Source organism: Synechococcus sp. CS-603 (assembly GCF_977929215.1).
The window spans coordinates 1,460,747-1,476,275 of record NZ_OZ376778.1 but is presented as its reverse complement, the minus strand read 5'-3'; the positions used below and the strand labels follow the sequence as shown (position 1 = coordinate 1,476,275).

General features: G+C 59.2%; 11 protein-coding genes. 8 read left to right on the top strand and 3 right to left on the bottom strand.

Going from position 1 to position 15,529, the window contains the following annotated elements; all coding sequences use genetic code 11:
* Positions 1–77 precede the first annotated feature (77 nt).
* The 8 genes from ACXMDM_RS07740 (at position 78) to ACXMDM_RS07705 (ending at position 9,385) form a co-directional block, all read left to right on the top strand.
* Positions 78–920, top strand: a complete 843-nt coding sequence (locus ACXMDM_RS07740) for a DMT family transporter (RefSeq protein WP_071801261.1) — start codon at positions 78–80, stop codon at positions 918–920.
* Positions 921–1,602: 682 nt separating this feature from the next.
* The gene (locus tag ACXMDM_RS07735) at positions 1,603–2,277 is read left to right on the top strand and encodes a hypothetical protein (protein WP_145536683.1); all 675 of its coding nucleotides are present in this window, start codon (positions 1,603–1,605) and stop codon (positions 2,275–2,277) included.
* A 543-nt stretch (positions 2,278–2,820) separates the two neighbouring features.
* Complete coding sequence (locus tag ACXMDM_RS07730; RefSeq protein ID WP_071801260.1) at positions 2,821–4,023, top strand: hypothetical protein; 1,203 nt, start codon at positions 2,821–2,823, stop codon at positions 4,021–4,023.
* Between the two features lie 843 nt (positions 4,024–4,866).
* Complete coding sequence (locus tag ACXMDM_RS07725) at positions 4,867–5,187, top strand: hypothetical protein (protein ID WP_145536680.1); 321 nt, start codon at positions 4,867–4,869, stop codon at positions 5,185–5,187.
* Between the two features lie 227 nt (positions 5,188–5,414).
* On the top strand, positions 5,415–5,981 hold the full coding sequence (locus ACXMDM_RS07720; RefSeq protein ID WP_145536677.1) for a hypothetical protein: 567 nt from the start codon (positions 5,415–5,417) through the stop codon (positions 5,979–5,981).
* A gap of 97 nt (positions 5,982–6,078) precedes the next feature.
* Positions 6,079–6,855 (top strand): DUF6544 family protein, encoded by a 777-nt coding sequence (locus ACXMDM_RS07715; protein ID WP_311134211.1) that lies wholly within the window; start codon positions 6,079–6,081, stop codon positions 6,853–6,855.
* Between the two features lie 560 nt (positions 6,856–7,415).
* On the top strand, positions 7,416–7,967 hold the full coding sequence (locus ACXMDM_RS07710) for a CAP domain-containing protein (RefSeq protein WP_259722951.1): 552 nt from the start codon (positions 7,416–7,418) through the stop codon (positions 7,965–7,967).
* A gap of 254 nt (positions 7,968–8,221) precedes the next feature.
* Positions 8,222–9,385, top strand: coding sequence for an FAD-dependent oxidoreductase (locus ACXMDM_RS07705; protein ID WP_311134210.1), 1,164 nt, complete (start codon positions 8,222–8,224; stop codon positions 9,383–9,385).
* A 1,121-nt stretch (positions 9,386–10,506) separates the two neighbouring features.
* On the opposite strand, the gene ACXMDM_RS07700 is transcribed toward ACXMDM_RS07705, so the two are convergent.
* From ACXMDM_RS07700 to ACXMDM_RS07690, 3 genes are read right to left on the bottom strand one after another with little or no spacing between them, the layout of a single operon-like run.
* The gene (locus ACXMDM_RS07700) at positions 10,507–11,628 is read right to left on the bottom strand and encodes an ABC transporter permease (RefSeq protein ID WP_259722948.1); all 1,122 of its coding nucleotides are present in this window, start codon (positions 11,626–11,628) and stop codon (positions 10,507–10,509) included.
* A 3-nt stretch (positions 11,629–11,631) separates the two neighbouring features.
* On the bottom strand, positions 11,632–14,391 hold the full coding sequence (gene rbbA / locus ACXMDM_RS07695) for a ribosome-associated ATPase/putative transporter RbbA (protein WP_259722947.1): 2,760 nt from the start codon (positions 14,389–14,391) through the stop codon (positions 11,632–11,634).
* Positions 14,355–15,425 carry an HlyD family secretion protein gene (locus ACXMDM_RS07690; RefSeq protein ID WP_259722946.1) on the bottom strand — a complete coding sequence of 357 codons (1,071 nt, stop codon included), beginning with the start codon at positions 15,423–15,425 and terminating at the stop codon, positions 14,355–14,357. Before ACXMDM_RS07690 ends, rbbA begins: the two co-directional genes overlap by 37 nt.
* Between the last annotated feature and the right edge of the window lie 104 nt (positions 15,426–15,529).

Here is a 15,529-nt window from a genome sequence, read left to right as displayed (position 1 = left end):
AGGCACCAGGACACTACCGGTGGAGTCCGGCAGGATCCCATTCTGACGGAGAACACCAGAGATGGGGAGTGCTGTGGATGCTCACCAGCGCCCTGGCCTTCAGCCTGATGGGCGTGTGCGTCAAGGCCGTGGGTCGCCTGCCGGTGGGCGAGGTGATGCTGGCCCGGGCCGTGGTGAGCCTGACGATCAGCGTCTGGATGCTGCGCGCCGCCGGCGTCTCCCCCTGGGGCGAACGCCGCGGCCTGCTGCTCGGCCGCGGCCTGCTCGGCAGCGCGGGGCTCTATTGCGTCTACAGCGCCTTGGCAGGCCTGCCGTTGGCCGCCGCCACGGTGGTGCAATACCTCCATCCCACCTTCACAGCCCTGCTGGCCTGGCCCCTGCTGGGTGAGCGCCTGAACGGTCGGGTGCTGCTGGCAGCCGCGCTGGGCTGGCTGGGGGTGGTGCTGCTGGCCGATCCGGCCCTGCTGGGCTCCAGCTTCGCCGGCAACGAAGCGGGGCTGCCGCTGCTGCCGCTGCTGATCGGCCTGGCCGGCGCCCTGTTCTCCGCCCTTGCTTACGTGAGTGTGCGCGCCTTGGGCCGCAGCGAGCACCCGCTGGTGATCGTGTTCTATTTCCCCCTGGTGGCCTTGCCGCTGAGCCTGCCGGTGCTCTGGATCGATCCGGTGCTGCCCACCGCCGTGGAGCTGGGCTGGCTGCTGGCGGTGGGACTGTTCACCCAACTGGGCCAGCTCGCCCTCACCCGCGGCCTGATGGCCCTACCGGCCGCCCGCGCCACCGCCGTGAGCTACGTGCAGGTGCCGCTGGCCGCCCTGTGGGGCGTGCTCTGGTTCGGGGAGTTAGTGGCTCCAGGCACCTTGATGGCGGCCGTTCTGGTGTTGATGGCCACGTTGCTCAGCTTGCGCAGGCCGCGCACCGCGTAGGCAAGCGGGGGCAGTTTCAGTGGGAGCTATTGCATCCTTAGTCTGGAGGGAAGGCAAACAACGGCAGCATTCGGGACTTGCAGGGCAAAGCCACAATCATCGAATTGCATGTAACAAAAGGGAGCACCTACGGTTGGGCCGTTAACGAGCGCAGCAGACCATCCGTAATGCTTGGAACATGTGGTTCTCGGACCCGCCTAAGTTCCCCTCGCCTATTGGCCAATTGCGACAACGGCCTTATGCTGGAAAGGTTCTCAGCCCAGGAGCAACAAGCCCGGTTGCATTTTATGCGGACATACCGCCGGGACAGTGGGTGGATACCGGACCCGCCGAAATACTGTTGCTTTGACCGCGTTTCTACGGTTGTTCTAAGTGCGTAGAATACTTGCGCGGCATAAGCAACACTTCGCTGGAGCCGACACCGTCTGCTAGCCGAACGTCGTTCGGTAGAACGGCGGTGCGGCTCAGCTCCGTCATTAGATGCACCAACAGAAACAAGTTTAAGCAGGGATAGGGGCAGACCGTTCCACTGCTAGCGTTTCCGAAGTTAAGGAGCAGGGTGACAAGGCTAGAAACCTTACACCTTGAATTAGAGGAGATAGATCGAGGATCCTCTAGTGCCAGTTTCAGGCTGTTTGCGCTTGTCTATTTTTGCCTGCTACTATTTGTATTGAGCCAAGTAATGAGCTGGGCTATCTACTTGGTTGCCTGTATGTTGCTAGCGCCTGCAATTAGTTGGATATTTAACAATGCTTGGGAGCCTCAGCAAAAACGAAATAAAAAGAGATCTAAGATATGTAGCGAGATTTCTCGTCTTCGGAGAAATATTGACCATGTTTTTCAAAAATATGACGCAAGGGAAAAGGGCGAGACGTTTAAGAAAGCATATTCCTTGCAAGGCCGAAGTCAGAAAGATCTTGAAGAAGCGCTTGCAGTCGGAATGTTTCACGAAAAACGGGAAGTATTTGTTGCCGCATTCATGCGTAATGGAATTGCAGTCAGGATAACGGCCTCGATTGGCTCGCCGTATAAATGCTCTGCATCCGATAATCCTAAGAAATGGAGTTTTTACTTGAGCAAGCTAAGATGCACCGAGCTCCGTCAATATCACAATCATCCAGTTCATAATGGGTCTACTAAACCATCATTGACAGACATAAGAACTTCAGGAATGATTCAGAACCTTCTTGGGGCTCAGTCAAACAAACTCAAAAGCCTGATAATCTTCTGGAATCCTCATCAAGAGTGGAAGCTACTTGAGTATGCAGCGAATGGCAAATATTGGATGAGTCATGAATTTGATGCTTCAAACGAATGCGAAGCCCATCCGTCTGGTCAACTTTCTCTAGAGTTATAACGCAGAGGGACATCTAACATCAAGATCCAGCGGAGGGGGGCTAGGAGGAGCTGATGCCGCAAAAGTCACTACCCCCCGCTGATCTTGAGCGTTAGATGCACGAGTGAGCTTCCTGAGCAGGCGGGAACGTAGAGGTGCTGCCCTGGCAGCCACGGCGTGAATGGGATGTATAATCACGATCAGATCAACTAGCTGACATGAAGAGAAAGACGGAAGGTCGCAATCAAAAGAAGCACTTGAGTGAAACGAAAGCGACTTCAGCCAGCATTAATAGCATAAAATTAGTTTTCTAATGTCATGGAATTACTGCTGAGTATTCTAATTGCTGTAGTCATATATTATTTGCTTCGAAAATTGTCGCGGTCACAAAGATCACACGCCCCAGTGGCGAAAGAGATCGCAGACAAAGTTAATCGAAGTACATTAGCCAAAGAAGTATTCAATCCTGCACAAAGGTCAATACCTGCACATGCATCTAGGCCAACACCTGTACCTAGCCCTTGTCCAACACCTGCACCAGTTGCATCTGTGACAGCGGCACCGGTGACACAGGTCGAGCAGGAACACCTGCCAGTCCCGACCCTTTCAACCACTTCTCTGGCGAAGGGTGAGATCCCGCTGAGCGAGCTCTGGCAACAGATGCTGGCGGCCCTGGAGCTGCCTTCAGCACGCATGTTGCTCTCCCAGCAGGCCGAGCTGGTGCGGCTGGATGGTCAACGGGCCGTGGTGCGGGTGGCGACCACCTGGATGGCGATGGTGCAGAGCCGTCTTCCCCTGCTGGAGAAGGCGGTGGCCACGACCCTGGGGAGCCCCCGCCAGCTTGTTCTGGAGGAGGCCAATCCGGCAACCATGGCCGTCCCAGCGGTCCCCATTGCTGCCCAGCCCCTTGCCGAGTCCAGCAACCCAATTCCTTCCCCTGAAAAACAAGCGTGGAATGGAGCTGACCCGGTCTTGCCTATCCCGAACTTGAAGGGTGGTAACACTACCAGGCGTAGCAATACATCGAGACACCCAACATTCAATACGGGAATAGCTGAGCTTGATGGGCCAGGGATGTATCAGCGCCTGACAGGATGTGGGCCAAGCGGCCATGTGCTTTACCTACTGTATTCCGACCAGCACAGTGCGTACAAGGTTGGAGTAAGAGAGCCTGAAAAACTCGGAGATAGGATCAAGGCAATTAGAGAGAGTGTTCCTGATGTTAAACTTGTGGGAACCGCAGTATTTACGTCAAGACAAAAAGCATTTGACAAAGAGCAAGAAGTTTTTGAGAAATATAAGAATTACAAGTACCATGGAATTACGGGGAGATACGCTGGAATTCATGAATGGATCAAGGTTAGACCATCTGGCAAGCCCTACTTTACTGCTCCCGAAAAAGTAGAAAATAAGTTTCAAGAAGATACTCATAGGCCTGCACAGTCATTAGAAAGACCAGACAAATACACCATTTACTTATTGTATTCCAGAGATAAAGATGCCTATCTAGCCAATTGGTGCTCAACAGCCAACCTCGAAGAAAAAATTAAAAAAGCCAAAAGAACAGCCCACGATGCTGCCCTTTTGGCAAGATTTAAGATCGAGGAGTCGCACAAGGCTAGAGAAATTACAAAAAAAATGAATGAGGAAGCTGGCACCTATATTCAAAATGGCAGGCGTGACGTTATGGACTGGTGCCACAATCCCCCTTATCTAGGGGCATTTGAAAACTGGGATAAGGATGGCATTAGAGTGGATACAAAATAGATCATCTAACTCACTAGTGCCACCGCATTGGCTTGCTTCATGTGTTAATTGTTTCACTGAGAGATGTAGCTTTTGGCTGCGCTGATGTAATCACTTCTTATGGTTGTTATTGTCAAGAATTGCGCGCCCAAGACCAATCATGAGAACTTGTTTTTTCAAATCAGCCCTAAACGGCATAGCTAGCATCCTCGGGGTGGAAGCCACTCACCATGGCCGGGTGTGCTCCAGTGCCGGCGGTGGGGGCCGATAGATGTTGAAGCTTGAGGGAGGGCCTCACAGCCTATGCTGTTCTGCATTAATGTCACTATCCTGATTTCATAATCACGGATATTTATCTCGTCGCAATCCAATACGCTTAGAGCCCGAATGGGTCAAGCATTAAACGCGGAATTGGCCAGTCAATGATTCATACTCTGTGCGATGTCTTTGACTTTGTCTATTATCTTTTCCACGATCAGAGTCCAGAAAAGAAGATTCAAAAGTCAATTGACCGAGAGATTGAGGCAGGTATTCTTAAGGGCACCTCGAAAAATACCGGTTTACCCTGGAAGCACCGATTGAGACTCATGTCCTCGCTGGCGTCGGCCTTGGCCAACGGTCGCGGCAAGGCCAATTTTTCGTGGTGCACTTAAGCTGGCATGGGATGACTTTAACGTCTTCGTCAGATTTGGTTAGTGCCATTGCTCAAGTTTCGGCATCTAACATCAAGATCCAGCGGGCGGGAGCGCTGAAGGCTGTTAAAGCTGCAAGAATCCTCCCCGCCGCTGATCTTGAGCGTTATCCGCACAGGCTTAACCAACACCCGCCCACCGAGGCATCCTATCTATTGCACACTGAAGACCCATGACGCGTACGCTCGCTGCTATCACTATTTTACTGTTTTCAGCGCCTGCAGTGGCTATTCCTTTAGAAAAAGCTGCTTCACTTCTCGCTCAAGAGGAGCTGGTAAGAGGTGAGGCACAGTACGCACTTGAGGTTAACGGTGACAGACGGGCTGCTTGTCGCCTTTATCGGCAAGCGTACCAACTTGGAGGCGATGCCTATTCAGCATACCCCTCAGAGCAAACTGCAACTGTGCAGTATAAATCGGTGTTTGCCCTGAAAGAGAACTGCTCCGATTTGTATCCAGAGTTTCAGAAGAATCATCCGCTTCCAGTACGATGAGACTGCTCTCTTTCCCAAGACTGTCTATGATCAGACACTCCTGTCAATGTATTCAGCCGCAGAGAACAAGAGTCTGATCAAGCTTTTTTAATAAGGCATTGCAAAGAAGTTCCTCGCTATGAAGGGACGTATAACAAGCCCCTTGTGTGGACAGGCGCCAACCATCTTGCTGTGCAACCTAGGCTCCTAGCCTGCCACTCAGGGGCAGTATTAGCCAGACATAGGACATGGACGAAGAGGAGATTTGGAGATTCACAATCCTGGCCAGTGCCGTCGACCACAGTTGGCGGGCAATGGAGAAGACGCTGGAAAGCGAGTGGGTACTACCAGCTCTCACGCTCACTTACGGCTTCATCGATAACATGGCTTATCTAGCTGCAGACGAAACAGAAAGTAGGGTTCGCCCAAGATTTGAACGTTGGGTTTCTGACTGGATGCTTTCGCGTGGGAGGCTGAATTGTAAAGCGTGCGATCTCTATGGGGCCCGATGTGCTGTACTTCACACATGGTCGGCCGAGTCATCCATGAGCGAGAAGGGGGAGGCAAAACATATTCTTTACTACTATGGAAACGCAGACTCCGCGCCATTACATGAGCTAGCTCGCCGACACCCTGGTCTGTATATTGTTGTTCAGTTGGATACCTTAATCGCGGAGACGAAGCAGGCCGGAGTCAGCTTTATTGGTAGCTTGGATACCAATGAAAAGCTTCGTGAAAGGGTTCTCAGCAAGGTCGATAAACTCTATGTGTCACCAGCCACATGGCTCAATCCTGGAATTGGCACAGACTCATGAGCTGGCTAACATCCAGATCCAGAAGGCGGGATTAGGGCCTGATCCTCATCAGCAAAAGCACTTGCCCGCTTCTGATCTGGAGCGTCAGCCGTACTAAATGCCAAGTCCTATCAAAGGCCATGTCATGCGACACGATAGAAGGCTCGAGGAACTCTGGAGCACTGCTGCACCAAGCGAGCACGTGTTTGATCCGAATTCAGTCAGCTCGCTACCTCCCGTCGCCCAGAGATACCTGAGGCATGCCCTTGCTCCCGGCGCCAAGCTCAGCACCTGCGCGCGGCTGAGCATGACCGGCACGATCAAGCTCAAGCCGGGTTGGTGCAAGTTTGAAGCTGAACAGCTGCTGCGCTGGGACCGCGGTTTTGTATGGGCGGCAACGGCCAAGGTGAACGGGCTTCCCGTGACCGGATTTGATCGGCTGGTGGATGGAGTGGGGGCCATGCGCTGGAAATTACTCGGGCTTTTCCCTGTCATGAAGGCCGATGGCGCGGAGATCGCCCGCGCGGCCGCAGGCCGCCTCCATGCGGAGGCCATCTGGCTTCCGGCCGCTCTGCTTGAGACGGAGGTCAGCTGGGTCGACCGGGGCAGCGACCACACTGTTGCGATTTTCGATGCCCATGGTGAGCACTCCGAGCTCGACCTTGAAATTTCCCCAGCAGGCGCGCTTTTGAGTTGCTGCCTCTCGCGCTGGGGCGATAAGAACACGGGTGTTTTCGCCTACCACCCATTCGGCGGTGCGGCTGAGCAGGAACAAACCTTTGCAGGCGTGACCATTCCCATCCGTCTTCGTGTTGGCTGGCTGTTCGGTACGCCCGCCTTCGACAGCGAAGGCGAGTTCTTTCGCTGCACTCTCCATTCAGTCCAATACCGCTGAAGAAGCGTCACTCCGATGGGGCGAACATGAGTACGCATGGGAGAGGAGTGCGCTTGGTTGGCGCTGAACCTCCAACGCTGAACATCTCATGCCCCCTTGTCAGCTGAACAACGTGGTGCGACTACACACTTAGCTGGACTGGACTCTCTCGCCATCTGCAGGCGGCTCAGCGCTCTGTTCGCGAGGTCAACCGACCGAATCGTCAGACCCGCCGGCAACGGGGGAAGGACGACTCCATCAACGCCGAGGCCAAGTGAGCAATGGAACGGCGAAAACCTCACTCGGTGTGATCGAAACCACCACTCAACGAGCAGATTTAATTTTTTATCTCCCGTAACGTTTCTTCATCCTCTTCGCCAACGGTCTGAGCGATGACTGCGGCCAAAGCGTCACCGGGATGGACTCTGTCCTCACTGATTTGGCGTGGACCTGGCGGCATCAGCGGCGCCTGCAGGTTCTGGAAGCCAGCCAGACGCGCTGAGATCACGAGCCAGCAGCCCACAGTCAGCACCGCGCGATCACCCTTGCGATTTCGCTTGCTTCGTCGCGGCCTGTGGGCAGTGGTTCCTGTCCTGGCGTTACTGAAAGCTGCCCCGGCTCTGGCCAGCCGTCCAGCAGACACTGCTTCAACCTCCAATGGCTCCGCCAGACCTCTCAACCACTTCTCCCGCCTGCACCTGAGCCAACTCACCCCCACGTCAGCGGCCTCGATCAACGATCCCTTGGTGAACCTGATCAACGGCTCCCGAGCCGCCAAGGGAAGCGCCCCGCTGCAGCTCTTGCCCGTTGCCTTGGTGGCCGCCAATGTCGCCTACGCCCAATCCGTGCTGCGGCAGCTGATCGTCACCAAGACCTGCGACCACAACCTGCCGGCCTGGCAGGCGTTCCAGGCCAGCTCTACCGGCTCTCGGCTGCGCCCCATGAGCGAGGTTCTGGGCTGCCCGGAGGCAAGGGGCAGTTGGAACCCTGAGCGTTTGCTCAGCCGCTGGCTCGGCTCGCCCCTTCACAACGACATTCTTCTGAATCGCCCCCGCAACAGCCATGCCGCCTGTGTGCAGCTGAGCGAGGCTGGCCGCATCGGCGTCCTCTGCAGTTTCTGGGTGGCCCAGTGAGCACAGGCCACAGTTGAACTCCCCATGGTCAGCAGGAGTGGATCGACCCTGGTCTCTGAGGGGATCAGGGTCAAACGTGTTTTGGGGCAGCCCCCGACTACCCCTGTGAACCGGTGATCGGTGTCCACGGAACCAGAAGAACCCCCACACAGATTCTTCTCAAGTTCTTCGCACTCCGCTTGGCCTTCAGCAGGCTCACGCCCCCAGCAGCGAATGCGCGATCCTGATGTTCAACGAGCAGGGCGCTGAGGCCTATGGCGTCGCGCCGTCAGTTCCTGCTTGGATCCACGGCACTGGCAAGCTCCGTCCTGGCCGGGGCCTGGAGACCCGTCACTGCGGCACCCGCTCTGGAAGGGTCGCTTCTGCCAACAGACTTCACCGCTGCGGCGCCTGACCTTGCTCCCGAGCGCATCGCGCGGCGCCTGGTGGGTCTGAGGCCCTTCCGGCCGATGGGTGTTCGGATTGAGGTGGAAGCGATCGGCAACACGACGCTGATTCATCACTATGGGCACGGTGGCTCTGGCGTCACCCTGTCCTGGGGGACGGCCCGGCAGGCGGTGGACTTGGTCCTGGCAGCGCCAGGCCGGGGGGCGGTGGCAGTGCTCGGTGGAGGGGCGGTAGGCCTGGCGACGGCGTGGCTGCTGCGCGAGCGGGGCCGCCCAGTGCGGGTGTACGCCGAGCATTTTTCTCCAGCGACGACATCTGATGTGGCGGCGGCCCGCTGGTTTCCCTCCCAGCTGCTCGATACCCAGTTCCGCACACCAGAGATTGAGGCCAACCTCAGCGAAGCGCTGCTGTTCTCCCATCAGCGCTTCCGGCGACTGATCGGCAGAGGCTATGGCGTGGACTTGATCCCACACATCCGTCTGGCCCTGCGGCCGCCCTCACCTGGCTGGGTCGACGCGCTGCTGGCCGATCTGATCCCAGCGCCTGAGGACATCTCGGATCGCGACCTGCCGTTTCAAGCGCCCTACGTGGGGGCCGTGCCGGGGATGTTGATCGACATGCCGTTGTACATGCGGGCCATGCAGCGCGATCTCCGCCGCATGGGCGTTGTGTTTCTGCAACGCCGCTTCGAGGCTCCAGCGGAGATTGCGGCTCTGCCGGAATCGGTGGTGGTGAACTGCACCGGGCTGGGTAGCACCACTCTGTTTGGTGCTAACGAACTGGTGCCAATCAAGGGCCAGTTGACGATGCTCCCCCCCGATCCCCGCTTGCGCTACACGCTCTCGGCCGGATCTCTGTATTTGCATCCACGCTCAGAGGGAATCCTGCTCGGGGGCACCTATGCCCATGGCGACGCCACGACCAGCTTCGACGCAGAAGCAGAAAAGCGGATCCTGGCGGGTTTCGCCGAGCTCTATGCCTTGCCCCCTGGGCCGCGATCGGTCACACCCGCAGCGAGAGGCCAAGCCTGAACAGCTACCAGGCTCTGAAGTGCAGGATGACTGATGCCGAAGAACATCGTTGGCTTTGGGTGAAGGAGCTTGACGTCAGACAGCGCTCACTGGCCCCTCCGGCTGGTAAGTGCCCCACGTTGTTCAACGAGCCTCAACGATCGGCTGCCGGTGCTGGCATCCTCTCCAGCAATAGCTCCAGCTTGCGGTCCTGCTCACGCAGCACTCCCAGGAAGCCGGTAGCGGTCAGAGCCCCCTCTCAGGAAACGTACGAGTACCCCTGAAAGTTACCGCTTTGGAGATCTGCCGACACACCGTGCCCATGGGTACGAGCAGGCGCGTTAAGAGTATCCACAACGCTGGGGCTGATAGATTAGTTGCTGGGATCAACAAGAAGTGGTGTGGATCAACCTGCCATCACCAGAATTGGCCAAGGAAACAGCTACGTTGGCCATGGCCGCTTGATCACCGGCAGGCGCATCATCTTTCCTGGCAGTCACCGCCGCCTTCGACAGCGAAGGCGAGTTCTTTCGCTGCACTCTCCATTCAGTCCAATACCGCTGAGGCAGTGATGGATCGCGGTACAGGGCGTCTAGTGGGAATCGCAGCAATTGTCTTTCCAATCCTCCACTCCATCACCGATGGTATGGAATGGCTTCAGGGTGGCTTTTCAGCCTTGCACCTCTGGCTGAACTATCTAGCCTTCCTGCCGATGCCAGCAGTAATGCTTGGCCTCTACGCCCTTCAGCGCCCCCAGATTGGCAAGTGGGGACTCATAGGGGCACTCCTTTATGGTTTCGCTTTTGTCTACTTTGCTTTCACTACTCTTTACGCATTGACGGCCCACATTCCCACCTACGAGCAACTCTGGACAAGCCTCGGGTGGGTGTACACAGCGCATGGCGCCGTGATGGTCTATGGAGGTCTTTGCTTTGGATTCGCTACAGCTCGTTCCGCAGTGTTTCCGTGGTGGACCACACGCTTGTTCCTGATCGGGATCGTGCTCAATTTTCTGCTAGCTCTCGTCCCAGTTCCCGATCTCCTCCAAGCCCTTGGCACAGTGCTGCGAAACGCTGGCCTGGTGGGGATGGGTTGGGCAGTCGTAAATCGCCGCTCTGGTAACGGCGAACCACCCTCCCCACTCAAGCCATCGCAGTGATCGAGCTGCGGAAGCGTGCATGGGCCACGCCGAAGAAGACCGAACCGATCAGCAGCAGGGCGAGAAACTGGGGCCACACCACCGAGAACGTGGCGCCGCGGAAGAGGATGCCCTGGGCGAGCATCACGAAGTGGGTATTCGGTGCCGCCAGCATCACGGTGCGCACCAGTTCGGGCATGCTCTCGCGTGGGGTGACACCGCCTGAGAGCATCTGCAGTGGCAACAGCACCATCATCAACAACAGCCCGAACTGGGCCATCGAACGCGCGAAGGTGCCCAGGAAGATTCCCAGCGAGGTGGCGGCAAACAGATACAGCACCGCACCGGTTGCGAACAGCGGCAGCGAGCCGGCCAGCGGCACCCCCAGCCAGCCGCGCACCACGATCAATAAGGAAAGCAAGCCGGCGCTGAGCACCACCAGGCCCATCGACCACACCTTGGTGGCCATGATCTCGAACGGCGTCACCGGCATCACCAGCAGATGCTCGATCGTGCCTCGTTCGCGCTCTCGGATCAGGGCCGCACCAGTGAGCACGATTGAGAGCAGGGTGATGTTGTCGATCACCTTGTTTACGGCCCCGAACCAGGTCTTGGTGAGCTGGGGGTTGAAGCGCATGCGTACCACCAGCTCCGCCGCCGGCAAAGAGCGCTCCTGCGTGCGTTGCGCAAAGGTCTGCACCTCGGTTGCCACGATCGCCTGCACATAACCACTACCGGTGAGCGCCTGGCTCACGCGGGTGGCGTCCACATTGAGCTGAACCGCCGGCGAACGGCCGGCCAGCACATCGCGCTGGAAGCCGTTGGGAATCACCAGGGCGAAGGTGTCGAGCCCTGCATCCATCCGCTCGTCCATCCGCGCCTGCTCAATCAGCTGAGGTGGCAGGAAGTAGGGCGGCTCGAACGCATCGATGATGCGCTCTGAGAGCCGCGAGTGGTCTTCATCCACGATCGCAATCGGGGCTGTGTGCAGCGATTCCGGCAACACCGTGGCCCCCGCATAGACCGACACTGTGAACACAAAGACGATCAGCAGCAGCATGATCGGGTCGCGGGCCAGACTCCACAGCTCCTTGAGGCCTAGCTGGACAACATTGGCGGCGCGCATCGCTCAGGTCTCCTGTTTCTTGAGCAAAAGAACGGACAACCCCAGCAGCACCGGCACAGCCAGCAGCAGTGAGGCGAAGGAGCCAAGCAGATCGCTGAAGCCCAGTCCCTTGAGGTAGGTGCCGGTGGAGATGGTCAGGTCGTGGCTGGTGGGGTAGATCGCCCCGATCACCGCGCCGGCCCCCTGCAACGACGCCACCGGATCGAGCAGCCCGCAGAAAGAGGTTGCCGGCAAGATCGTTAGCACTGCGGTGCCGAACAACGCGGCGATCTGGGTGCGCACCAAGGTCGAGATCAACAGCCCCAGCCCGGTGGCGCAGATCACATAGATCAGGGCGCCGCTGGCCTGGGCCAAAACACTGCCTTTGAGGGGTACGGCGAACAGGGTCACCGCCATCAAGGTGAGCAAGACGTAGTTCACCATCGCCAGGGCGACGTAGGGCAGTTGCTTGCCAACCAGGAATTCCAGCCGGGTCACCGGGGTGGCATAGAAGTTGACAATTGTGCCCAGCTCCTTTTCGCGCACCACCGAGAGCGCCGCCAGAATCGCCGGGATCAACAGCAGCAGGATCGGAATCGTCGCCGGCACCATCGCCACCAGGCTGAGGATGTCGGGGTTGTAGCGAAAGCGGGTCTCGATGGTCGCAGGCGGGAGCGGCATGGGTTGACCCAACGCCCGCCGAGCCCGGTCCGTCTGCCACTGGCCATGCAGGCCCTGCATGTAGGCGCGCACCGTCTCGGCCCGCGTCGGCATTGATCCATCGATCCAGGCGCCGATTTGCACCGGGTCGCCGCGATCAAGATCACGCCCTAAGCCCGGCGGGAATTCGATCGCCACACTCAGCTCCCCCGAGCGCATGCGCCGGTCAAGGTCGCCATCGCCATTCAGCGGCGCATGTTCGATGAAATAGCGCGACCCGGCCAGGTTGAGGGCGTAGTCGCGGCTCGTCGTGGTGTCGTCACGGTCGAGCACGGCATAGGGCAGGTTCTCGACATCCATGCTGATGCCGAAGGCCATCACCACCATCAAGAACAGGCTGCCGAGCACGGCCGTGGTGATGCGGATCGGGTCACGGATCAGTTCCAGGGCCTCACGCCGGGTGTAGCTGCCCAGCCGTTGCAGGCTGAATCCTGCCGTTTCCAATGGCGATTGCTCTGTGGTTGCTACAGCCATGGGGGCAGCAGAACCAGCGGGCTCGGTGGCGCCGCTCGCTTCCTCCAAGTAGCCGATGAAGGCCTCCTCCAGCGTGGCCGCGTCGCGTCGCCTCACCAGGCCAGCGGGGGTGTCGCTGACCAGCACACAGCCGGCATGCATCAGAGAGATGCGGTCGCAGCGCTGGGCTTCGTTGATGAAGTGGGTCGAGAGGAAGATCGTGACGTGGTCGAGGCGCGACAGGTCGATCAGCTTCTGCCAGAAGGTGTCCCGGGCGATCGGATCGACCCCTGAGGTGGGCTCATCAAGGATCAACAATTCGGGCCGGTGCACCAGCGCCACCGCCAGGGACAGCCGCTGCCGCACCCCCAACGGCAGGGCACCGGGCAGTGCGCCCTCGAGACCCTCCAAGCCGAACTGCTGCTGTAGTTCCAGCACACGCCCAGCGATCTCCGCCTCCGGCACCCGGAACAGCCGGGCATGCAGCACCAGGTTCTGGCGCACCGTCAGCTCGCTATACAGCGAGAACGCCTGCGACATGTACCCCACTCGGCGCCGGGTGGTGAGGTCACCCGCGTCCAGGGGCTGGTGGAAGAGACGCACCTGGCCGGAGCTAGCCGGCAGCAGACCCGCCAGCATCTTCATCGTCGTTGTTTTGCCGCAGCCGTTGGAGCCGAGGAAGCCGAAGATCTCGCCGCGCTCGATGCGCACGTTGACCTGATCCACCGCCAGGAACGCCCCGAAGCGCTTGCTCAGATCAATGGCCTCGATCGCCAGCTGGCCGTCACCCGGCGGCAGCGGTGGCACTGTGACGGGATGGTGCTCCCGGCGCCTCGCCTCGGGCAGCAGTGCAATGAAGACGGCCTCCGCTGAGCTGGCGCCGGTGCGCTGGAGCAGTTCCGCCGGGGTGCCGCTACTGAGCACGCGGCCGCCGTCCATCGCCACCAGCCAATCGAAGCTGGCGGCCTCGTCCATCGAGGCGGTTGCCACCAGTACGGTCATGGTCGGGAGATCGCAGCGGATGCTGGCGATCAGGTCCCAGAACTGGCGGCGCGAGAGGGGATCAACCCCAGTGGTCGGTTCGTCCAGAATCAGCAGGTCAGGGGCGTGGATCAGGGCGCAGCACAGCCCGAGTTTCTGCTTCATTCCCCCGGAGAGCTGGCCGGCGGGGCGGGCACCGAAGGGTCCGAGCCCAGTGCGCTCCAGCAGGGCAGCGCTGCGGCTGCGGCGCTCGGCGCGGCCCAAGCCGAACAGGTGCGCGAAAAAGTCGACGTTCTCGATGACCGTGAGCGTGGGGGAGAGGTTGTTCCCCAGGCCCTGGGGCATGTAGGCGATGCGCGGGCACACCTGGCGGCGGTGGCGAGGGTTAGCCATGTCACCGCCGAGCACACGCACCCGGCCCTCCTGCACCCGGCGGGTTCCGGCTACCAGCGCCAACAGGCTGGATTTTCCCACTCCATCCGGGCCTACCAGGCCGCTGAGGCAGCCGCCGGCTACATCCAGGCTGATGCTGTCCAAGGCGCAGGTTGCGCCGAAGCGCAAGCGCACGTCTTGGAGCTTGATCACTGCTGAGCTCAATCCGGCACCTTCACCGCCAACCGCGCCGGCCATGGGGCTTTGGGGTCGAGGCGCACGTAGGCCATGCCCGGCAGGCCCGTTTTGACGCTGCGGATGTGGCGTTTCAGCAGGGAGGGATCGATCCGTGCCTTGATCCGAAACGACAGCTTCTGACGCTCAACCGCCGTTTCCACCGTTTTGGGCGTGAACTGGGCCACGTCGGCCACAAAGCTGACCTGTGCCGGGATCACCAGCTGCGGGGCGGCGTCCAGCACCAGGTGAACATCAGCCCCTAGCCGCACCCGTCCTGCCTGGTCGGTGGGCAGAAAGAAGGTCATCGAAACGTCGGAGAGATCGATCATGTTCAGCACCTTCCCTCCCGCGCTCAATACCTCGCCGGGCTGGGCGACGCGGTACTGCACCCGCCCATCTCGGGGTGCCTTGAGCTGGCTGTCGGTGATGTTCGCTCTGATCTCCTGGATCCTGGCGGCGGCGGCCGCCAGCGCCGATTCCGCTTCGATCACCAGTGAGCCGGCCGTGGTAATCGCAGCGCGGCTCGCCGCCACGGTCGCTTCGGCCGAGGCGACAACCGCATCGGCGCTGGAAGAGACGGTGCGCGCATCGTCACGATCCTCCTCCGAAACCGCTCCTTTCAAGAACAGCTGCTCCTGGCGACGCAGGTGTTGCCGGGCTTCGTTGCGCTGGGAGATCCGTTGTGCCACGACGGCTTCAGCCGCTGTCTGTTCGCTGCGTCGCTGCGCCACGGTGCTGCGGGCCGTGGCGATGGCGTTGTTGGCCTTGTGTCGATCCGCCTGCGCTTCAAGCAGCTGCGCCTCAAGAACGTCGGTATTCATCTGGGCCAGCACCTGGCCGTAAACGACGAAATCTCCCTCGTCCTTGAACACCTGATCGAGCCGGCCAGCCGTCTTCGTGGCCACATCGATTTCTACCGCTTCGATCCGTCCGTTACTACTGGCAAAGCCGGCGCCCAGAGGCTCAGGCCGGGAGGCCTGCCAGATGGCGAAGCCGGTGCCGCCACCCACCACCGAGAGGCTGATCAGCAGCAGGATCCATTGGCGCCGGATCATCGTTAAATTCTCGCTGCGATCGGGCGACCATGCGAAGGAAGCAGCCACTGCATCTTCTCTATAGCCAGGCCGGCGAGCAATGACCGCGAGGGGCTGATTCCGTT